General features: G+C 66.3%; 11 protein-coding genes and 1 pseudogene. 6 read left to right on the plus strand and 6 right to left on the minus strand.

Annotated features, from left to right (window positions below; genetic code table 11):
• The first annotated feature begins 593 nt into the window (after positions 1 to 593).
• From ACQPY0_RS19990 to ACQPY0_RS20010, 5 genes and pseudogenes are all read left to right on the plus strand, one after another.
• Positions 594 to 8735, plus strand: a complete 8142-nt coding sequence (locus ACQPY0_RS19990) for a discoidin domain-containing protein (protein ID WP_432990962.1) — start codon at positions 594 to 596, stop codon at positions 8733 to 8735.
• A gap of 122 nt (positions 8736 to 8857) precedes the next feature.
• Positions 8858 to 9706 carry a hypothetical protein gene (locus ACQPY0_RS19995; RefSeq protein WP_432990964.1) on the plus strand — a complete coding sequence of 283 codons (849 nt, stop codon included), beginning with the start codon at positions 8858 to 8860 and terminating at the stop codon, positions 9704 to 9706.
• A 248-nt stretch (positions 9707 to 9954) separates the two neighbouring features.
• A pseudogene (locus ACQPY0_RS20000) lies at positions 9955 to 11213 on the plus strand (ISNCY family transposase); the annotation flags it as partial.
• Between the two features lie 208 nt (positions 11214 to 11421).
• The gene (locus ACQPY0_RS20005) at positions 11422 to 11664 is read left to right on the plus strand and encodes a transposase (protein WP_432990967.1); all 243 of its coding nucleotides are present in this window, start codon (positions 11422 to 11424) and stop codon (positions 11662 to 11664) included.
• A gap of 58 nt (positions 11665 to 11722) precedes the next feature.
• Positions 11723 to 11863 (plus strand): hypothetical protein, encoded by a 141-nt coding sequence (locus ACQPY0_RS20010; protein ID WP_432990969.1) that lies wholly within the window; start codon positions 11723 to 11725, stop codon positions 11861 to 11863.
• Between the two features lie 96 nt (positions 11864 to 11959).
• On the opposite strand, the gene ACQPY0_RS20015 is transcribed toward ACQPY0_RS20010, so the two are convergent.
• Positions 11960 to 13120: a hypothetical protein gene (locus tag ACQPY0_RS20015; protein WP_432990972.1), complete on the minus strand. Its 1161-nt coding sequence runs from the start codon at positions 13118 to 13120 to the stop codon at positions 11960 to 11962.
• 132 nt (positions 13121 to 13252) lie between these two features.
• Between ACQPY0_RS20015 and ACQPY0_RS20020 the strand changes: the two genes are divergently transcribed.
• Complete coding sequence (locus ACQPY0_RS20020; protein ID WP_432990974.1) at positions 13253 to 13621, plus strand: hypothetical protein; 369 nt, start codon at positions 13253 to 13255, stop codon at positions 13619 to 13621.
• A 104-nt stretch (positions 13622 to 13725) separates the two neighbouring features.
• On the opposite strand, the gene ACQPY0_RS20025 is transcribed toward ACQPY0_RS20020, so the two are convergent.
• From ACQPY0_RS20025 to ACQPY0_RS20045, 5 genes are all read right to left on the minus strand, one after another.
• Positions 13726 to 15165, minus strand: coding sequence for an argonaute/piwi family protein (locus tag ACQPY0_RS20025; RefSeq protein ID WP_432990976.1), 1440 nt, complete (start codon positions 15163 to 15165; stop codon positions 13726 to 13728).
• Positions 15152 to 16642: a DUF4365 domain-containing protein gene (locus ACQPY0_RS20030; RefSeq protein WP_432990979.1), complete on the minus strand. Its 1491-nt coding sequence runs from the start codon at positions 16640 to 16642 to the stop codon at positions 15152 to 15154. The genes ACQPY0_RS20025 and ACQPY0_RS20030 overlap by 14 nt, the downstream gene beginning before the upstream one ends.
• 16 nt (positions 16643 to 16658) lie before the next feature.
• Positions 16659 to 17000, minus strand: a complete 342-nt coding sequence (locus ACQPY0_RS20035) for a hypothetical protein (RefSeq protein ID WP_432990981.1) — start codon at positions 16998 to 17000, stop codon at positions 16659 to 16661.
• The gene (locus ACQPY0_RS20040; RefSeq protein WP_432990983.1) at positions 16958 to 17218 is read right to left on the minus strand and encodes a transposase domain-containing protein; all 261 of its coding nucleotides are present in this window, start codon (positions 17216 to 17218) and stop codon (positions 16958 to 16960) included. The genes ACQPY0_RS20035 and ACQPY0_RS20040 overlap by 43 nt, the downstream gene beginning before the upstream one ends.
• 1265 nt (positions 17219 to 18483) lie before the next feature.
• Complete coding sequence (locus ACQPY0_RS20045) at positions 18484 to 22680, minus strand: LamG-like jellyroll fold domain-containing protein (protein WP_432990985.1); 4197 nt, start codon at positions 22678 to 22680, stop codon at positions 18484 to 18486.
• Positions 22681 to 22804 lie beyond the last annotated feature (124 nt).

The following is a 22804-nucleotide window of genomic DNA, read 5'->3' on the forward strand; positions in this document are numbered from 1 at the left end:
GACGCTGGCCTATCGCCGTGCTACGGCAGGGCGAACGTCGCCTCGACGCGCAGTCGTCGACCGATCACGCTGCGATTTTGCAGATCTACGGTTGTCAACGGTCAGGCCAAAACTCAATGTCCGTTGACACCCGGCGTGTCCGACATAGCCGGACACGCCGACAATCATCAATCTACTTTTCAGGTCGCAGTAGATAGGAAGGCGAAGCTGGCTCGACCGCACATCTACTCGCCGGGCGCTACCAGGCCCCTGTCACCATCACCACGATCAACAAATGGCTCTAATCGGACATACTGAATGCTGGGACTCTCGGTTACATATGCATGTGATGCATTCCGGCTGGTGGGCGTTCTAAGCATATTCACAGCTATGACGTGCGTCACGGTCGCTGGCACTGAGCTGGGAGGGGGCAGATTTGGCCGGACGGATGAGTTGTGTTCAGGGTCGGGCTGTCCGTACGGTCGCCGCCGCAGTGACTGGAGATCAAGTGACAGCGGGGAGTTGCTATGCCGGGCGCGTGGCGTTCGCGGGTGTTCATACGGCTTGGGAGGCACCGAGCCACCAGGGTTGGGATTTGGGTTACGAGTGCCGTGATGGTGCTCGGGACGCTGGTGACGCTGCCGGAGGTGGCGCAGGCGGAGGCGCCGCCGAAGCCGCCGGCGCCGACGTGTCCGGACGAGCGGGCCGATGCGGCCTCGGCGTCCGTAGAGGCGCGGCTGTGCGGGAAGAAGGTCGAGGTTGCGGACGCGCGGACCGAGACGACGCAGGTGTGGGCAAAGCCCGAGGGTGGGTTCACCAGCCAGGTCTACACGGGTCCGGTGCGGTTCAAGCAGGGTGATGTATGGAAGCCCGTCGACCTGGCGCTGGGCGAGAGCCAGGACGGGTCCGTCGCACCGGTCGGCCACCCGTATGGGCTGAAGTTGACAGGTGCCGTGAGTGCCGGTGAGCACATCATCGCGAGCGTCGGCGTCGACGGTGACACGCTCGGCATGGCGTGGACGGGTGCACTGCCCAAGCCCGTGCTCAAGGAAAACACCGCCACGTACGCCGAGGTGTTACCGGGTGTCGATCTGGTGCTGACCGCGACGCGTACCGGATTCGAGCAGTCGTTCGTCGCCAAGGACCGGGCCGCCGCTGCGCGGGTCGCGTCGGTGACGCTGCCGCTGCGCAGCAAGGGGCTCAAGTTCGTCGGTGATGGACCCGGGTCGTACGCCATCCGCAACGCGAGCGGCAAGACGTTGGGCCGGCTGCCCACGCCGCAGATGTGGGATGCCCAGCGTGGGCCGGAGGGCCAGGTCACGCGCGAGAAGACGCTGGATGCGAAGGCTCGCCCGGCCCTGGTCGCCAAGGGTTTCGCTGCGAAGGCCGGCACCGACGCGTCCGGTGGTACCGGCACCGTGCTGCTCGATATCGACGCGGACAAGGCATGGCTGGACGACCCGGCCACGGTCTACCCGGTGACCATCGACCCGGCGATCACGATCAGCCCGATCGAGGACACGTTCGTGCGTTCCGACAACGACGCCGACCGTTCGGGCTCGGACGAGATCGAGATCGGCAAGTCCACCTCGTATACCGCGCACGGCTACGTCCAGTGGCCGATGGCGCAGTTCGCCGGGGCGAACATCAAGACCGCCAGGATGTATCTCTGGAACTGGTACTCCGGGAACTGCAGCCAGAACGGTTGGGACGCCTACATGGTGCAGCCGTTCAGCATTCCGCTGACCTGGTCGACCCAGCCGGCGATCATCGCCGAGGGCGGATACTCCACGGAGACCAAGGGCTACTCGACGGCGTGTGACGACAACTGGATCGGCATGGACGTCAAGCAGTTCGTCCAGTACTACGCCAACAATCGTGCCCCCACGGGGTACATGGGGCTCACCGCGTACAACGAGACCACCACCAATGGGTGGAAGCAGGTCCGTTCGCTGCAGGCGGCGTCCAGCAGTCAGCTCCCGCACATCGATGTCGACTACGACGCCGCGCCGATCATCAGCAACATGAGCACCTCGCCGTCGACGGTCGGGTGTGCTACCGGCACCAACCGGCCGTGGATCGCCTCGAAGACGCCGACCCTGCAGGCGCTGGTCAGCGACGCCGACACGGCCGCGCTGCCGGTGACGTTCGAGTGGGGCATCGCCGGTTCGAGTACCAACATCGGCAGCCAGACCGTCAGCGGGGTACCGCAGAACACCTCGCCGTCGGTGACCGTGCCCGCAGGCGCGTTTCTCGAGGGCGGCAGCTACCAGTGGCGGGTCACATCCAGCGACGGTGTTCGCAACACCGTCTCGCCGTGGTGTGAGTTCAGCGTCGACACGGTCAAGCCGGGCGTGCCGACGGTGACCTCCGCGCTGTACCCGTCGATCGCCACCCAGAACACGTGGGGCCACGGCGGTGCGGGGCAGGCCGGCACCTTCACGTTCACCGGTACCGGTACGAACCCGCCGCTCGCCGGTACCACCGCGGTCAGCTCGGCGGCCTGCTCGCCGACGGAGAGCGCACCACAGGCGGTCGACGGCAGCAACACCACCAAGTGGTGCTCCGGCGACACCAGCAAGTGGCTGAAGGTGACCCTGCCGACGACGCAGATGGTCACGCAGGTCGTGCTGCGCCATGCGGGTGCCGGTGGTGAGAATGTCGCGTGGAACACCAAGGACTATGACATCCAGCTGTCCAGCGACGACGTGACCTACTGGACGGCGCTGCAGGTGCGCGGCAACACCGCGTCGGTGACCACGCACGACCTCGCTGCGCCGGGCAACGCCAAGTACATCAAGGTCAACGTGTTGGCGCCGACGAGCGACGCCAACAACGTCGCGCGCATTTACGAGGTCGAGGCGTACACCGGTACACGACTGAGCGCCACCGCGACCTCGCCGAACGCGACCTGCGCGGCGACCGAGACGGTGGACAAAGCCGTCGACGGCAACATCACGACGAAGTGGTGCTCGGGCGACCCGGCCCAGAAGTGGGCGCAGCTGGACCTCGGCAGCGTGCAGAACGTGTCGAACCTGGTCGTGCGCAACGCTTCCGAGAACGGTGAAAGTTCGGCGTTCAACACCAAGGACTACGACATCCAGACGTCGTCCGACGGTACGAACTGGACCACGGCGATGCAGGTCCGCGGCAACACCGCAGGGAGCGTCAACTCTCGGTTCCCGTCCGCGGTGTCCGCCCGCTACCTCAAGCTGATCGTCGTCACGCCGACCCAGACCACCGAGAACACCGTCCGGATTATGGAGATCCAGGCGTACGGTACGGTCGAGATCTCCGACATCGTCGAATACACGTATCAGCTCGACAATGCGGTCTCAGCCACCACGATCGCCGCGGGCAACCCCACGACGGTGCAGATCACGCCGACCGAGGAGGGGCGTCGCACGCTGACCGTCCGGGCGAAGGATCGTGCCGGGCAGCTCTCCGACCCGAACGTGTACGTCTTCAACGTCGGCCGCGCCGGCCTGAAGATGCCGCAGCCGGGCGCGAACGTCATCAAGCGCACCAAGCTCGCCGTCGACGGCGACAGCACCCTGACCCGCGCGGTCTTCCAGTACCGACGCGGCCCAGGTGCCACCGAGTACGACATCCCGCTGGGCAACCTGCACAACGCGGACGGCTCCGCGGTCACCGTGAAGCCGACCCCGCTCGCGAGCCTTGGCGCCAACGGGATCTGGGACGCGGTCGACACCCTCGGTACGGTCGGCGGCGTTGTCCAGGTTCGGGCGGTGCTCTACCCGGCCGCCGACGGGCAGCCGGGCATCAACACCCAGTGGATCACGGTCAGCGTCGACCCTGACGGTGACGGCGCCGCGTCCGACGAGGTCGGCCCCGGTTCGGTGAACCTGCTCACCGGTGACTACGCGCTCTCCTCGTCCGACGCCGACGAGTTCGGCATGGGCGTCGGGCGGTCCGCGTCCTCGCGCCGACCGGAGGACGGCTGGGTCCCGCAGGGCGAGCGCCTGCCTACCGCGCTCCAGCAGATCACGGTCAGCCCGCCCGCGGTGAACACCGGCGGGACCAGCGACGCGACCCGGGCCACCGACCGCGGCCAGGGCTCCTCGACCGACTCGCTGATGGTCGTGCCGAAGGCCACCATGCCGGGCGGGGGGATGGGCCCGACGGATACGTTCGTCGCGCTCGGCGACGATCAGGGCGACTTGCGGTACGCGATGAAGCCCGGCAAGCGGTACCGGGCCACCGGATGGATCTATGTGCCGGCGGCGACCGGTCTGGGCACCACCGATGCCCGCGCGCTGCGCCTGGTCGGGTTCTACCGGGACAGCGCCGGTAACTATCAGGAGTTCCGCTCGGCGAAAGCCGCGTGGGTCGACGGCTGGCAGGAGCTCAAGCTCGACCTGGCCATCCCGGCCGGGGCGACGGAGGCGTTCTTCCGGCTCTACAACGGCTACGGGTACGGCTCAAGTAAGGCTGTCTACTGGGACAACCTGTCGCTCAAGGAGATCGTCGCGCCGTTCGGCCCGCAGTGGCGCGGTGGTGCGGACGGCGGTGTCGCCGACGTCGACTACGAGTCGCTGACCTTCCCGTCCGCGGACGTCGCGAAGATCACCAACTCGGGCGGCGACTCGTTCACCTTCGGCCGCAGCGTCTCCGGGCAGTTCTTCCCGGAACCTGGAGCAGAGGACCTGTCGCTGGTCAAGATCAGCGACACGGTGTACCAGCTGAAAGAACTCGACGGCACGACGTCGGAGTTCGTCAAGCAGAACGAGACGTTCCTGATCTCGACCTCGTGGACCGCCGACCAGAACTCCACCACGCAGTATACCTACGACTCGACCGACAGCCGCACGCTGGTCAAGCGGGTCATCAACGCCCGTGAGCCCGGCGTCGACGTGTGCACCACGGCCGTCCCGGCGCGTGGCTGCGAAGTCATGGAGTACGAGTACGCCACCGCCACGACCGCGACCAGCACCACCTTCGGCAACGTCATCGACCAGGTCCGCGCCGTCAAGGTGTGGTCATGGGACCCGGTGACGAGCAGCGAGACCGCGGTCGAGGTCACGAACTACGCCTACGACAACCTGGGCCGGCTGCGGGAGGTGTGGGACCCGCGGGCCACCACGCCGCTGAAGACGACCTACGATTACGACGCTGCGGGCCGGGTCACCAAGATCGGCACGGCCGGACAGCTGCCGTGGAACTTCGACTACGGCACGATCGCCGGTGACAGCAACGCCGGGCGCCTGCTCAAGGTTCGCCGGGCCGCGCTCGTCGCCGGCACCAAGAGCACCCTGGACGGCGAGGTCGCCACGACCGTCGTCTACGGGGTTCCACTCACCAAGACCACCGGCGGCCCGCACAACCTCGACGCCACGACGGCGAGCACGTGGGGCCAGAAAGACTTCGCCACCGACGCCACCGCGATCTTCTCGCCGGAGTCGGTACCGACGGTCAACCTCGCCAACTCCACCGTGCCCGGTACCGCGGGTTACGGTGAGGCGAACATCACGTACCTCAACGCCTCGGGCCAGACGGTGAACACGGCCGTCCCGGGCAACTTCATCGACAGCCAGTCCTACGACGAGTTCGGCAACGTGGTGTGGTCCCTGGAGGCCACCAACCGCGACCTGGCCCTCGGCCTGCTGCCGGACACCGCGGACCGAGTCGCCAAGCTCAACCTGCCGGCCGACTCTGCGGGTCGGGCGGCGCTGCTGTCCACCGTCAGCATGTACAGTCCCGACGGCCTGGACCTGCTGGAGACGTATGGCCCAGTGGTGAAGGTCGCCTTGGAACGGCCGCTCGCCGATCCGAAGAGCATCCTGCCGACGCTCGCACCGGGAGCGCTGGTGGTCGCCCGCGGGCACACCACGTACGTCTACGACGAGGGCAAGCCGGACGGCGCCACCTACCACCTGGCGACCACCGAACGTGCGGGCGGCGCCGTCGCGGGCTACCCGGATGCCGACGTGCGCGAGGTCCATACCGGCTACGCGCCGGTCGCGGGCGGAGCCTCCGGCTGGGTGCTCAAGAAGGACACGTCCACAACCACGGACGCGGGCACCGCGTACACCGTCTACGACACGTCCGGCCGGGTGCTCAAGTCGTGGGGCATCGGCTCCACCGGTACCGACGCCCGCGCGACCGAGACCTTGTACTACACGGCCGGCGCTCACCCTTCGGATGTCGCGTGCGGGAACCGGCCGGAGTGGGCTGGCGCGCCGTGCGTGACCCGCGCGGTGGGTGCGGTGATCGGGCACGACCCGCTGCGGGCGACGACGAACCTACCGGTGAAGCGGGTCGAGGAGTACAGCCGCTTCGGCGACCCGTCGAAGGTCTCGGAGACGTCGAACGGCTATACCCGCCAGACCATAACCGTGTATAACACGGCGGACCGGATCACGAGCGTGGCGATCACGACGAACGACGGGTCGATCGCGCAGGAGCCGGTGCTCACCGAGTACGACACGGCAACCGGCAACGTGTGGAAAACCACGGCCGGGACGGCGGTCATCACCCGGGAGTACGACCAGCTCGGCCGCGTGGTCACGTACACCGACGCGGACGGCGGGGTGACGCAGAGCCAGTACGACCGGTACGGCAAAGCGACCCGGGTCAGCGACAACACGGGTTGGACGACATACACGTACGATCGCAACCTCGAACCGCGGGGCATGCTGACCTCGCTGACGGACTCGGTGGCAGGGACGTTCAACGCGAAGTACTCGCCCGACGGTCAGCTGGTCGAGGTCAAGTACCCCGGCGGTATCACCCGCAAAGACACTCTGGACGCAAACTTCCAGCCCGAGTCACGGCGGTACTCACGGGACAGCGACGGCACGACCATCTACTCGGAATCCGTCGTCGAGAACACCGCCGGTCAGTGGGTGAACCACACCTACACTGGCGGCGCCAAGACGTACGGCTACGACACCCTCGGCAGGCTGACGAGCACCAACCAGACGACGGGCTCGATCTGCGACAAGCGGACCTACGCGTACGACACACGGACCAACCGCACCTCGAAGAAGCTGTACGCCAACTGCCAAGCCGAGGCGGCGACCACAGAGGAGATCCACACCTACGACACCGCCGACCGCATCATGGACGCGGGTTACATCCACGACGCGTTCGGGCGGATCACCACCACACCAGGTGGCCCGACCAACACCTACTACGCCAACGACCTCGTGGCCCAGCAGGTCCTCGGCACCACCAAACAGAACTGGACCCTCGACCCGTCCCACCGCTTCCGCGGCTTCACGACCTCGACCCTGGTCGGCGGCACCTGGACCAACGCCTCGTCGAAGCTGAACCACTACGGCGACGACTCCGACGAGCCCCGTTGGATCGTAGAGAACAGCTCCGGCACCCTGACCCGCAACGTGTCCGGCCCGGACACGGACCTGGTTGCCACGACCAGTGCCACCGGTGACATCCGCCTGCAGTTGACGAACCTGCACGGCGATGTGGCGATGACGATCGACACGGCGCTGACCTCGCCTGAGGTGTACAGCTACGACGAGTTCGGCGTCCCGCAGACGGGTTCGTCGGACCGCCGCTACGGCTGGCTCGGTGGCAAGCAGCGCTCCGGTGACGCGCTGGGCGACATCATCCTGATGGGCGTCCGGCTGTACTCTCCGGAACTCGGCAGGTTCCTGCAGGTCGACCCGATACCGGGCGCCAACTCCAACGCCTACGACTACTGCTCCGGAGACGGTGTCAACTGCACCGACCTGGACGGCAAGTGGGGCTGGGGCAGCATCAAGAAGGCCCTCAACACGGTGGCGGTCGTCGCCTCGTACGCCTCGATGATCCCCGGCCCGATCGGCACCATCGCCGGCGTCGTATCAGCGGTCGCTTACGTCGCCACCGGCAACTGGAAGGCAGCCGCGTGGGCGGCGGCCGGCGCGCTCGCAGCCACCGTCGGAGCCGGGGCGGCGGTCAAGGGCGCACAGCTCGCCGTCAAGGGGGTCAAGGCAGCGCGAGCGGTGAAAGTGGCAGCCGCCGCACGCAAGGCCCAGCGGGCCGCCTCGTGCGGCAACTCATTCACACCGGACACCCCTGTCCGGCTGGCCAACGGTCAGTACCTCGCCATCGCGGACATCGCCGTGGGTGACTGGGTGCTGGCGGTCGACCCGGAGACCGGCATCGAGACGGCGAAGCCGGTGCTCGACATCATTGTCGGGCAGGGCACCAAGCACCTGGTCGGGCTCGACCTCGATGGTGACACGTCCGACTTGCTGACCGCGACCGCCAACCACCCGATCTGGGTTGTGGGCAAGGGCTGGACAACCGCGGAAAACGTCAAAGCCGGTGACGTGGTAGCGGGGCCGAGTGGCAGCCGTGCGACGGTCGTATCTGTCGTCGACCACGGACTCGTGGCGGACCAGAGGGTGTTCAACCTCAACATCGGTGACATCCACACCTACGTGGTGAACGCCGACGGCGAGGACGTCGTCGTCCACAACGCCGCGTGCAAAGGTGGGGTCTACGTCCTGGTCGGCGAGAGCGGCAGAGTCTACCGCTCAGGGCACACCAGCAACCTCACCAAGCGGATGAACAGGCACAAGAACCAGTATCCCGGACTCACAATGAAGGTCGTATACCACTCGAACAACTATAAGACCCGGCGCGGCCTCGAGGAAATGGTGCAGCGGCGGTACACCCCGCTGCTGGACAAGGAACGGGCGATCAACCGGTTCAAGAAGAAGTGGAAACGTGCAGAGTACCTGAAGTCGGCACGTGGCTATCTGCGGCGAGGTGGACGGGACTGATACCCCCGGCAACCGCGCCGGACGGCTCACCGGTATCACCGGCGCCGTCCGGCGCGGTTGCATCCCGCTATGGGTAACCACGCCGAGCTGTACACTGTGGATCAGCGAATTCGGGAGGGGCGTTGACGACGCTGCATGCGATTCCGGCCGAGCCGTACACGTTCGATACTGACGCGTTGAAGCTGCTGAAGTCGATCTACTGGGGGCCGTCCGGGTGGCGGGCGAGGCCCAGACCCGACGACGCGACCGTCGCCCGGCTCACCGCCGCGGGGCTGTGGATCGAGCCGGTGATCCGGGACAGCACCCATGACGAGGCGGTGGCGGCGGCGCGGCAGGCCGTTGCCGGGATCGACGTTGCCGAGGTGCGGGCAGCGTTCGTGACGAGCTTGCGGCACCGCAGGCTGGACCTCAGGTCGGCGCTCAGCTCGTACGTGTACGTGCGGCACCTTCCGGAGCACACGTTCCAGCCGCCGGCAGGATGGACCGGTCCGTGCGCCGTCTGCGGTACCTCGGACACGTTCCAGCTCGAAAACCCGATCCTGTTGAACTTCGAGCGGTTCGGTGTCGGCGGGGTACGCCACGACGACCTGGAGTACTGCGCCCTGGACCTGGGACAGTTCGCCCGGGCACCGCTTCCTGTGCCGGAGCAGGCGGACTTCGACCTGCTCGACGAGATCCTGGAGACGATCCGGCTGCTGCCACCGGGTACGAGAGCCTCGAAGGTCCCCGCCAAGCTGACGATGCTGCCCGGCAACCGCGATGAGCGGATCGCGTTCCTGGAGATCCTCGGCATCTGCGGGGTGCTGCAGTCGGCGCGCTGCCCAGGCTTCGGCACACAGTTCGTCCCTTGGGAAAAGCGCCCGCAGCCGGACCGCAACGACCTGGCGTATCCGCTGTGGTGCTGGAGATCCGACGACGGCGTGGACGAGCCGAACGTCAACCGCTTCCTCACCTTCACCGCCAGCGACTGAATGGTGGCATCGGACCACGGCAGCCATCCGCTGTCGACGTCGACCTTGCCGGTTTGCCGTGGTACGTCAGAACCGTCATGGTCCAATCGTTCGCGCCGTCCGGCGGGGGAAAGGACCTGGCACAACCTAACTACTTCGACCTAGAAAAGTAGATCGACGGTTGTCCCCGTGTCCGGCGATGCCGGACACGGGCTGTTTGCCATAATGACGGACGATAGGAAGTCGTTGGCACGCAAGAGATTGCGGTCATGCTACGGACGCGGAACGTGCAGTCGTCGTTGTGGGAGTCGGTGCTGCCGGAGGTGTGCCTGCGGCTGCCGTAGGAGCTGGAACGGGTCGATGCGTGGCTGGACGACGAGTGGTTCTTCGCCCCGTTCGTGCCGCACTTCTCGCCACGGATGGGCCAGCCGAGCGTGCCGATGGAGACCTACCTGCGGTTGATGTTCCTCAAGCACCGCTACCGCCTCGGTTACGAGGCGCTGTGCGCGGAGGTGTCTGACTCGATCTCGTGGCGGCGGTTGTGCCGCATCGACATCGACGGCCGGGTCCCGCACCCTACCACCCTGATGAAGACCACCACCCGGTGCGGGGAACAGGCGGTGGCTGCCCTCAACGAGCAACTCCTCGCTACAGGGGTCGAAGCAAGGGTGGTGAAGACGGGAAAAGTCCGCGCCGACACTACCGTGGTGCGAAGGTTGACTACCCCACCGACAGCGGACTCCTCGCGCGGGCGGTGCGACGCATGTCCGGTCTCGCGCGCCGTATCCGGGCTCGGAGCCGCGCCACGCACCCCGTTCCGGGACCGTACCCGCGCGGCCGGGCGGCGGGTCCGCTCGATCGGGGCGCACCCACGACTGCGCGGCGCGCAGGCCCGCGAGGAAGCGCAGGCCACCGTCGCGCGGATCACCGCGGAGCTGGCCGGGCTCGCCCGCCGCAGCAGCACCGAGGCACGCGTCGTGCTGCGCAACGCCCGCCGCGCCGTGCCGCGGGTGACCGGCCGGGCCAGAGGACGGCTGCGTCGCGCCGTCAACGAACTGGCGGTCATCATCAACCGCACCGACCGGGTGATCGACCAGGCCCGGATCCGGCTGGCCGGCGGTACGCCCGGCTCGGCGACCGTCTGGTCAGCCTGCACGACCCCGACGCCCGCCCGATCGCCAAGGGCCGCCTCGGCAAACCCATCGAGTTCGGCTACAAAGGCTCAGGTCGTCGACAACGAAGACGGCATCGTGCTGGACCACACCGTCGAGGAAGGCAACCCACCGGACGCCCCGCAGCTGGCACCTGCGGTCGGACGGATCACCGACCGCACCGGCGAGTGCCGGGTGCGGTGGCCGCGGACCGCGGCTACGGCGAGGCCGGAGTCGAGACCGACCTGCACGACGCCGGCGTCAAAACCGTGGCGATACCCCGCAAAGGCAGACCAGGCACTGCCCGCCAGGCCCACGAGCGACAACCCGGCTTCCGACGCCTGGTCAAATGGCGAACCGGCTGCGAAGGCCGGTTGGGTCGGACCGGGGCGCCCTGCCGTGATTGCTCACGGTGGGTTTCCCCGGCCCGCCCGCCGCACCCGACGTGCGCGTTTCCGGTCTATCCAGACTCTGGATAGACGGGAAAGTGGCACGCCGGGTGCGGGAAGCGGCCCGAAGAAACGGACCGGTCGAAAGACCAGCACCGCGCTTCGGGCCGACCTTCACACGCATGTCAGCGCCGCCATGCGCCAACTGATCGCGGCCCGGGACTGGCTCCACGTCATCCGCCTGCCGGCCTACGCCCCGGACCTCAACCCGACCGAGGCCGTGTGGTCACATCTCAAACGCAGCATCGGCAACCTCGCCGTCCGCGGCGTCGACCACCTGCAGGCCATCGTCAAGAACCGACTCAAGCGCGTCCAGTACCGCACCGACCTGCTCGACGGCTTCCTCGCCCACACCGGCCTGGACCTCGACTCAAGCTAACCTTTCAAGATCTGTAGCCGTCAACACGGTCCCCGGAACCGGATATTATCTGACCGAGTTGGACCGTCGTGCGCAGCAGGCGGCAATCGACGCGGCTGACCGTCTGTCGCGTCGGACCTATTGGCTGACTGTGGCGAACACTCTTCTGGCCGTCGCGGCCGTCGTCGTCGCGATCATCGCCATCGTCCTTCAACGGTGAGGCGGTGCTCGGTCGGTGACGAGGCCGCCATCGTTGGCGCGGCGCAGTTTAACGGCGGCGATTTGCGAGTCAGCATTGGATACGGCACGGGGGCATCTATTCCTCCTCCTGCGTCGGGCTGAGGATGGCGTCGACCAGGTAGGAGACCAGATCGGCTCCGTCGAGATCGTGCTTAACGCGAGCTTCTGCCGCTAAGCAGACCAGAGCCGGGTACTGATCCAATCTCAAAACCACGCGAGGATTCGTCGTTGTACCGCTAATCTCAACTTCCTCATCGAGGCTTTCCAGCAATTTAGGAATCCTGGAGGCTAGACCGTCCCGATGCTCGCGTCCATTCCAGTCAGGCTTAAGGAGGCGCGCAATCAACCAGGGCGGCAGGAAGTTGATCTTATTCCCGTAAAACTCGAAGTCCTCCTCTCCGCCTTCAAAGCCTTCGCAGACAAGGCGATCTCGTACTTCAGGGTCATTTAGGATGCTGGAAAGTTCAAGCGCGGTGGCTTCGTCTGACGGCAACTGCCGTGAAACCGCGTTGAGCCATGGATCGGTCACGAGCTCGCGAAGAGGCGTCGGAGCCCTGCCTTCCAATGACGCGACCAGCAGATATAGCACGACGGCGGCGTCCAGTGGATTTCTAGACAGGTCGCGCCGCGCGGTCGACAGGACGGGATCTCCTTCTCGGGCGGTGCGAGTAAGGAGGCCGTCCATCGCGGTCCGTGGTAGCCGGAGAAAGGTGGCAGCGTACTGCGGACCGACGATTTCGACGTCCTGCTTCTTGGCAAATGCCTGCTGAATCGCCATAACCGATTCCTGCTGGCGTGATCGGTGAGTGGATATGTCGGCGGCTAGGAAAATGTAGAATCTATGATGCGGAGCATAGAGGTCAACGACTCTGGAGTGCTGATCTCTGAGGAGTGTGGAAATGCCTTTCTCCGCTACCTCGCTGTGGCTCTTAATCTGTACACCGACGAATGTCACGGCAGTTCCCGTTGTAAGCCTAACGAGAACGTCGCACCCATAATCGGACCGGCCTTGTATGTCATAGGCGATGGCGCTGTCGCGCTGGAGCGAGTCCAGCAGTAGATTGAGCTGTTCCGTCACGCGCGGGACTAGGTCGGCGTCGTGCTTTAGGTCCTTCAGGAAGCGGGTTTCTTTAACCCCAGACGCGGCAAAGAGAAATGCGTTTGAAATTAGTCGGCGCCCCAGCGTAATTCGGCCGCCCGCCCTGTCCCTTGCACTTTCGTCAAAGGTCTCTAGCATGGTTGGATGGTACGCGGCCAGGCTCGACGAGTTGATGGCTGACAAACAACGCCAGGTAAGACGTGTAGCTGTGATCAACAAGCTGGTCGGCGGTATGCATCGCCCGCGTGCGGTATCTTCCGAGACGACGAGTTGGACCTGCCGGCCACGGTCCTGGAGGCCCTCAAGCTCTCGCCGCCCGGTTGGAGCCGGGAATCCAGCGCTCCACCGCCGCTCGGCAGCGCGCTGCCGGCCGGCTCAGAGTTGCTCTCGCCGGACCACGTCGCCGCCGCCCGCTACGCCCTGATCGTCGCTGACTCGCTCGTCGACCTCGACGAAGAGAACCACGCGATGCACCGTGAAGGCGGCGAGTACTTCCCCAACACGGAGGAGACCTTCATCGAAGACCCGAGCCTGGACTGGGACGGGGTTCTACTCGATGCGATGGCCACCCTTGGCTTGGAACCGGTCGGGATGCCGGACTGGCTGTGGACCCATGTTCGTTGGTCGAACGCGGTCTGACCCCTTCTCCGGCTTGGTGGTCGAGGGCCTGACCGCCAAAGCGTGAGTGCGCGAGCCTGCGCGAGGTCGTCGCCTCGCCGCGTGGGCTAGGCACCCTCGTGGGGCTACATGTATTGGGCGTATCGCGTGGCAATGGCCTGGCCAGGTTGGCAGAACCGCAGCACGCGCTTGACCTTCTCGGCGGTGTGCAGGGTGATTGGGTACCGTCCGTCGAGCCGGGCTTGGTTCCAGTTCATCTTGCTCAGGGCCAACAGCTCGATGGCCACCTCGCGGGGGCTGCGGGTGAGCTGCGCCGCGCGGATGCCGATCGGGTGCGGGACGTACATGCCTGGATAGGTGGAGTAGAACTCGATGCTGCCACCGGTGTAGAGGGCGTGCTCGTCCGGGCTGAGGGTGAGCAGTGTGCCCCGCAGTGGCGGTGCCGCGCCCGGACGGAACAGCTGGACGTCTTCGCTGTCGGTGATCCAGATCAAGTCGAGGGCGTCGAGGTCGCGGGCGTCGGCGGCGGAGTCGAACCCGGCGATCTCGTCGGCGACGAACCTCGACGATTTGTGGATCACGACGCGGGCCGGCAGGGTGTGGTGTTCACGGCGGTAGGTGTCCAGTGCGGTCTGCAGCAGAGTGTGCGCGTCGGCGGCGTTGAGGTGGGGCTGGTTATCTTCTTTGCTGATGTGGGCGGCGCCGCCTCGGACGATGACGCCGTCGCCGCGTTCGTTGAACACGTGGGCGACCGCGGTGTCCAGGCTGGTGCCGTCGTGCCCGTGGTAGAAGGAGATGCCGACGAAGCAGGTGGTCAGGTCGGTCGCCTGTCGGCGTAGCCGCCAGGGCACACCGCCGGCCTTGTAGTACATGGCGATGTGCAGGTTCCAGGCCCGGCTCGCCTCGTCTTGTCGGCCCCGGCCGGGTGACGGTGGAGTGGTCTCGTCCCAGGTGCTGCGCCGAACGATCTGCAGAGGCTGCCGTACGTGCAGCATCCGGGCTTTGAGTAGGTCGTGGAAGTTCTCGTACCCGGTGTTCGGCCGGTCTTTCCCCCCGCGCTGGCGGTTGGCGGAGCGCATCTGGCGTCGGGTTCGGGTGTCTTTGAGCTGCTCCGGCCGAGCGACGATCATGAGGTCGACGCGGTTCTCCTCGGCTAGAGCCGTGAGTTCGTCGGCGTACAGGCCGACGCTGGCGTCGATCGCGTCGATCCGGGACAGCTTGTCCAGGCCACGTAGAGCCCGGTCGGGCACCTGACGGGTGTTGCGGTCGGAGAACACGAGCGTGGTGTACAAGCCGCGGTCGAGGTCGCAGCCGGGGAACGACGGGAACAGGTGGGGGTAGCGCTCGTCCTTGGCCGCGATCGGTTCGCGGCAGCGTTCCAGCCATCGGCGCAGGCCGTCGAGCTGGTCGGCGGGGCCGACCATGCCGACGCGGATCGCGGTAGGAGCGTCCGAGGCGCCGAGGTCGGCCGGGCCGTAGGCGGTCAGCCCGAACCGCGGATCGATGTGGCCGCTGCCGCCGCCAAACTCCAGCTGCGGCTCGTCAAGCACTTCAGCCTGCATCATGACCTCGCTCCGCTGGCCGAGTTGGTGCACCGCTCCGATTCCTCCGCTTGGGTGGCGGTGCGACGGCTGTGGTGGGCGACTCGTCGTCCTCGTCGCCGTCCTCCTCGTCGAGTGCGAACAGATCCGCCTGCCCGAGTCCGGCGGCGGCCAGCGCCGCGTCGACGTCCATGCTGGCGCTGGGCTTGTCGGTATCGTCATCGCTGGTCGGTTCCGGTGCCGGACCCCACAGCCGGTCATCGATACCGCGTTCGACCTCGAACGTGGCGAGTCCGTCGAAGACCAGGGCCTTGTCCGGCGTGAACAGGTCGGGCTGCTGAGTGAGATAGGTGGCCCAGGTGCGGGTCCAACCGGCTACCGCGGCGTGGCGGTCCAGACGTTTGATGCCCGCCAGGAGTGTGTCGGCGTGCCGGTACTCGTCGCGGCCGTCGCTGGTGAAGCAGTAGTCCGTCCCGAGCTGGCAGTACCAGGTGCCTCCGAAGCGGCGGAATCTGGTCGTCAGGGCGGCGTGCCGGTAGAAGCTGATAGTGTCCGGATCTTGCTTGGAGCGGTACGGTCCGAAGACCGTGTGTCCGCGGCGGCCGGGCGCCTTGCCTTCCCGGCGCGGGTCCAGCGTCGGCGTCGGGCAGAAGTGTAAGTGCTTCCGGTCGTTGTGCCAGCGCAGGTCACCCCGATGGTCGGCGGCCAAGGCGCGGGCCAGCAGGTCCATGAACTGGTACAGCACGTCGGTGTCGTCGCTGCCGGTCCATTCTGCGGTCTCGTGGCGCTCGACGTCGCCGGCGCACAACGCGCGCAGCGGACCGTCGGTCAGGTCGGCGAAGCTGATCACCAGACCGTCGCGGAGGATCCAGCTGCCGCGGATCGGGCCCGGCCGGCCGGCCAGGAGTTCGCCTGCGGCCGGGTAGGTCCGGGCTGATGCTGGTGCCACGTAGATGACCTCCGGCATCCCGACGATCGGCAGCAGGTTGCTGGTGAGCGTCTCTCGTTTCGGCGGCGAGGCCAGGAACACGCCGGAGTCCTTCGGCACGGCCACTCGCAGTAAGTACTCCGCGGCCGTGGCATCGAACACCTGCCGGCGCTTGTCGACGACCACGGTGCGCTCGGCTCGGCGGCGCGCGTCGGGAAACTCGGCCTTGATGTCCACCCACCACGCCTCGTCCCGGTCAGGGTGCGACAAGATCAGGATCACCGGGGCGTTGCCGCTCAGCCAGTAGTTGAGGTCGACCTCGGCGCAGGTGTACTGGAAACTTGCCTCCGTCTCATACGCGAACGGCAGGCCGCTGGCCTTGCTCTGCACCAACAGCACGAGGTTGAGCACCTGGTGGCTACGCGGATCCACCAGATCGATGTGGCCGTCGATACCATGATCAACCCGACGCGGGTGGAAGAGGTAACCCATTTGGGTGACCCGCTTGTGGATCAACGCGATGCCGGCCTCCCCGACCAGCGTCTGCTGGATGACTGTCTTCCCTCGAGACACGAGCTGTGCCCTTCCGCTACGAAACCAATCTCGCCACGACGAAACGCGGTATCCGCAGTATGCCCGTGGGGTACGACAGTTTTTCTCGGTCCGATCGCGGTTTCTCCGCGAGCCGCGTGGGCGCCAGATCTTCGACGAGCACCGACGGGGCGTCCTGGGGCAATGCCACGTAGCTTAAAATGATCTTGTTGGTGTTCGGCGTGGTGTGGTGACATTGATGCGGTGCCGGTTTGGATCGCGGGTCATGACCTCCGTGGTGGTGGATCGGCCGGTTCCAGCCCGCATCCCAGACCCCGAACAGGTCCAACGAGCCGGTCACCTTCGCGGCGACCTCTTCGTAGTCATCGTCAGGGAACACGCCAAGGCAAGCGTCAGATACGCGGTCGCATGTGCCGGGAGCTTGCCGTCCGAGCGCTGCTCCCGCACCCCGCACACCGCCACAGCGTCATCCACCGCATCCCGCGGCACCTGCGAGATCAGTACGCCCAGCGTGACCTGATCAGGACGCACCAGCGTGCCGACGTCCGAGGGATGGTCTCGACGCAGTCGGCGTACCGGTGGCGGTGCTGAGCGCACGTACGCGGGTACTCCTCCCGCCTGATCCGTCGTACGTTCGGGTGCGGCGAGCGAATGAAGGCGCCCGGTCCTGATGGCATGCTACGTTGGCCGTCGGCGGTGCGACCCGTGTTGTTGATCGTTAAATCACCGCGTGGGTGGCTATCTGTCGGAAAGCCTGCATGCAGGCAGTGTTCTCTGCCGTCCAGAGAGTTGCATGGCGGCTTACGCTCCGCCCGCTGCGGTCATCGGGTCGCGGACCAGGCGTATTTGCAGGTTGGAACTGAGGGTCACAGGGCCAGCTGATTGCGGACCGAATGGTTGGTCCGAGCGAGCACCCGCCGAGCACCCAACCAGCCATCCGCGCAAAACATGAAGGCCCTGATTCCCGGATAAGAGTCTGCTGGGCGTTGATCGGGCTCCCGGTTCGCGGTCGACCGGCCGTCGTGGAAACCCAAAGCGGGGGGTTTATGGGGGGTGCCCCCTTGGATCATCTACAAACACTGATGGCTTGAGCCTGTTTTCCCAGCTCAAGCCATCTTCCGTGTCGGGACAGCGGGATTTGAACCCACGACCCCTTGCCGTCCAGCACGAACCGGCCACCGGCAGCTCATATCGCCCCCGAGCCTGCCTTCACATCCAGCCGGCGCGTGGACTGGTCCCGCAACAGCGCGACGAGCTGACCAAGCTGCAGATTCCGGGACTCGGACACGGCAACATTCGGTGCGGACATCAGCACACTCCTCAACGAAGTCCGGGGGAATCGGCGCGCCGCCCAGCCCGCGGATCAGCGCAGCCGGCGCCAGAGGCGCCCCGATCCGGTCCGGGCTGGACAGCGATTCCCGGGGCTCCTGCGGGGGCTGGTACGCGGACCGCCGCCCGCCCTGCGCGTAGCTGACGTCACAGCCCAGGCGAGGGTGAAGCCAGGCGCCAGCGCCGCCGGGCCCAGGAGAATTTGGCGCCGACGCTGGCGCCGCGGCCCAAGCTGGGCTTGACGACGGCCAGCCAGGCGGGAGCGTGGCCCTGGACTAGCCCTGAGGGAGGCCGAGTCGCAGCGGGCCTCCGGCGTTGCACCGACAGCCAACCGAAGCGGCGGTGCCGGGCCAGCCCTGATGGCGTGTCGCTTCTGTGTCGGCGAAGTGCACGATGCCTTGCGAGCCCTGGCGTGTTCGGCGTTGTGGTGCCGGCTCAGTGCCTTGCTTTGAGGGCGGAAGGATGTCAGGTGGCTGGAGATGGCAGCGGCCCGGGCAAATGCCCGGGCTGCTGTGTCTGCTGTGGTTGGGAGCCTATGCGGTCATGAGGTCGAACTCTTCCCATGGGCCGATGGCTGTGCGGTTGGCGATGAGGGGGTTGGCACCGCCGTTGTCGGCGGTGACGTACATGTTGTTGGCGTTGGCGAGGAAGCTGACGCTGCCGTCGCTGTTGTGGATGAGGGTGAAGGTTTCCCAGGAGCCGACCGTGGTGCGGTTGGCGATGAGGGCGGCGGCGCCGCCGTTCTCTGCGGTGACGTACAAGTTGTTGGCGTGGGACAGCAGCGCGACCTTGCCGTTGCCGAGGTCCAGGATGTCGAAGGATTCCCAGAGCCCGACGGCGGTGCGGTTGGCGATGAGGGAGCTGGATCCAGCGGATTCCGCGCAGACGTACTTGGTGTTGGCGTGTGCGATGAGCGCGGAGCCGTGCAGGTAGTTCGACGTGTTGGACTGCCACAGGGTGGCGCCGTCGGCGCCGTAGATGGCGAGGTTGCCGTCCTCCTGGAGGTACAGCGTGTCGCCGCCGTGGCCGTCGGTGGCCGATGCCCAGAGCTTGTTGGTGTGGGCGGCGGTGGGGTAGATGACAAGGTTGCCGTCAGTTTGCAGTGTGAGCACTGCGTTGGGGTAGCCGGTGGCGCCGTAGGTGGTGCTGGTATGGCGGGCGCAGGTGGTGGTGATGGTCAGCAGACCTTGGGAGAATGTCATGGCGCCGCAGTGCGCGGTCCAGGTCGTGCCGCTCGTGTATGTCGTGTCGTCGGACATTGCCATCTTGTAGCCGGGTGTGCCGGACAGGTCCGAGATCTGTGGCGGGGCGAGGGTCTGGTTCCAGACCTGGACGTTGGCGATCTGGCCGTTGAAGTGGTTGTTGGTCAGGTCGCTGCCGATTTCGAACTTGCCAGCGGCTGTCCAGGTCGTGGTGTGCGAGATGGCGCCGACTGGATTGCCGTTGCTGTAGGTGGCCAGGGTCCCGCTGGCCTTGTTGTAGGTGACGGTGAGGTGGGTCCAGGCGTTGAGCTGGACTGGGTTGGAGTAGGTGGTCGACACGTCATAGGTGGGGCTGGTCGAGTCGTTGGTGGACATGCTGACTGCCCATTGCTGTAGGCCGGGGTCGATGTAGAGGCGCAAACCGGGGCCGGCGGAGCCGTTCTGCGACAGCAGGGTGCCGTTCATTGAGGTCGGTTTCACCCAGGCGCTGACGGTGAAGTCGGCGGCGGTGTCGAGGGCTTTGGTGGGGGTGGAGATGGGAGCGGTGCCGTTGAACTGGGCATCGGGGCTGAACATGTCCGTGGTGTGCCAGGCGGCGCCGCTGGTGCCGGTCGCGTTGAGGCCGCCGGACGTGTCCTTGGCGGTGGTGACGTTGCCGGTGGCGCTGTCGTTGAGCAGCCAGGTGTGCGCTTCGGTGATCAGCGTCTGAGTGGGACGGGCGTTGATGGAGGCGGTGTGCGCAGTGGGATTCAGGTTGGTCAGCAGGTACGTGGTGACCTTCCCCGTTGGATCGGTGGTGCGCAGGTCCGCCGTGCCGTCGCCGTTGATGTCAGCGGCCTGCAGGCCGAGGGTCTGGTTGGTGTTCCAGGCCGAGGCCACGGCGTAGGAGGAGCTGTAGCCGATGGTCAGGTCACCGAGGTTGTAGGTCAGGTCTGACCACAGGTACAGCGCTCCGGTGCTCTTGTTCCACAGAAACATGTTGGTCTTGCCGGCAACCTGTGCCGTGGTGATCGTCCAGTCGTTCCAGGCGCCGCTGGGTGGCGGCGTGGTGAGCTGTTGGCCGTTGTACGAGCCGACGGTGCCGCCGGTGATGTAGTACGACAGCGCGAACCCGGACGTGGCATCACCGTCGATGCCGATCAGGTCCGGGAAGCTGCCACCGGCGGAGCTGTCGCCGGCGTTGGCGAGTTGCAGCGGGACGTCGGTGGTGCCGTATTCGGTCATGAAGTTCGACGCGACCATCTGGTTCGAGGTCGGGCTGAGTGGTGTACCGTCGCCGTTGCCCTTGAAGAAGTAGCTGATGGTTGTCGACGGCTTATACATCAGCACGTCTTGCAGGCTGGTGCCCGCGCTGCTGTAGAAGTGACCGGTGACCGTTCGGAAGCCGTCGAAGTCTCCCGGTGTACCGCCACTGGCGAGTACGCCGGCGACGCCGATGTTGCTGGCCGAGGTGACGATCTGGCCGTTGCCCACGGACCGTTGATAACTGGCTTGTCCTTGGGCTAGCCACACACCGGATACGCGCCCGCTGAGGCTGCCGGTACCGCCAACGGTCAGCAGGTCAGGCACGTTGTCGCCGGTGAGGTCCTGGTCGGCTTGCGGGGCGGCCGGATTGGCGTTGAAGAGGACGTTCGTGGAGTCTGCGCTGACGTTCCCTCCAGCGGAGACGGCCTGGATGACGAGCGAGTTGGTGTACCGGTGTGGGCTGACCGTGATGGTGGCCTCGCCTTGGGCGTCCGCTGGGGCGGTCTGCGGCGCGGCGCCGTTGAGCTGATAGATGTAGCTGGTCGGCGTGGTCTGGTTCTTACCCGGGCTGAGGTGGTACTGCACGTTCTGGCCGATGGTCGGGGTGCCGGTCGTGACCGGTGTAACGGCTGGAGCGCCGGGCCGGGTGGGATCGAAGTTGAACGTGCAGGTGCCCGAGACACCACTGGAAAGCGTCCCGTCGGAGACCTGGACCTTCCACGAGAACTGGGTGACGGTTGGTGTACCGCTGCTGTTCTTGGCGTAGCTGGCCAGTGTTGCCTCTGGCAGGACCCGGACGGCGGTGGACCCTGACGGGTAGGTGACTGCCGTGGAGTCCACGACCTGACCGGTGGCCGTCACGGAGGTGGTGTACGTCGCGGTGAGGTTGCCGCCGTCTGGGTCGGATACTGGCGCATATAGGCTGACTTGTGCGTCGCCGACGGTGCTCGGAGGGTTGCCGGCGCATACCGTTGCCGGTGAGGTGGTGAGGTTTGACGGTGTCGCTGGCGGCCGGTCGTAGGTCACTGACAGGTTGGCGCTGGCCGGATCGAACTCTTTCCAGCTGTTGTGGTCGCTGGACTCGTTTACGCCCGTGAACAGGAACGTCTGCGTGCCGCGGGAGGTGCTGGCTGCGGTCTGGACCGTGGACTGCACGTTGAAATGCACGGCGGCGGCCGCGCAGCTGGAGTTGTAGCCGTGGGCCACGTTCGCTGAGGCGACGACGCCGCCCACGTTGACGTTCTTCCAGTCGTTCCAGTCGGCGTTCGATGACGTCAGCGTGGTTGACGGTGCGTAGACGTTCACCGTGGACGGCGTGCACGAGTACGACCAGACCTCGGTCAGGTACAGGTCGGCAGACTGGATCGTGGCGCCGGCCAGTGCCGATACGTTGAAGTTGACCAGTGAGTGTGACCACATCGTGCCGGAGTTGCCGACCTGCATCATCCCCTGCGGATCGGGTGTGGTGTTCCAGTACTTCGTCGACGGGTAGTACTCGGAAATGCTCGCCCAACCGCTCTTGGTGTTGCTCCAGCCCGGGTCGAGGTAGACCGGGTACGTTGTGCTGGGACCGGTGAGGAGGTTGGCCGACGGCGTGATCGTGATCGCGGTGTCCGACGCGGTGACGGCCATGCCGGCGACCTGGGCGTTCATGCCAGGACCGGACGCGGTGGAGTTTACCTGCTGGCCGGTAGCCGGGTCGACCTCCGAACCTGCCGAACCTGCGGTGGCTGAATTCGCCTGAGCGGCGGGACGCGAGTCCCACATCTGCGGGGCTGGGGCGGTGAACACGGCGCGTCCCGCGGTGTCGTTCGCGCTGATGTTGCCCGCCGTATCGGCCACCAGGTGCAGGCCGGTTGTCTGGGCGGCGAACTCCAACTTCGACAGAGCAGGGTTTGCTGCTGCCGTCGCCGACTGCACGACTAGAACCTCGCGGAATCCGCCCTGCGCGTCGACGCTTACCTGCAGATCCACCCCGGGCAGCACGGCCGTGTAGGTGGCCGTCGCTCCGTTCAGGGTCGGTGTCGGCAGCGCCATGGGTGGTGACAACGCCAGCGACCTGCCGGTGGAGCCGAGCGTGACGAAGGGGCCGGTGCCGCCACCGGCCAGGACCACGTTGGTTGTGGTCACCGTCGGCGTAATGGTGCCGTCGGCGTTGCGGTGCAGCGTCGCGTCCAGGTTCGTCCACGTGCCATTGACGTGCTTGCGTACTGGCATCAGCGTCCGGTTCAACGTCAATGTGCCGCTCGGGTTCGCCGTCACCGTGTCCGTCGGTGTGGTCAAGCCGGTCACCTGCACGGCTGCACCACCGGCACGAGCCTGTGCCAACGCGTCCGACACGGTCACAGCACTCGTCGAGGTCGCCGACGGGACTTCAGCTACAGGTTGAGCCGGCGACGCATGTGTG

Source organism: Dactylosporangium sp. CA-233914 (assembly GCF_050942935.1).
Taxonomy (GTDB): Bacteria; Actinomycetota; Actinomycetes; order Mycobacteriales; family Micromonosporaceae; genus Dactylosporangium.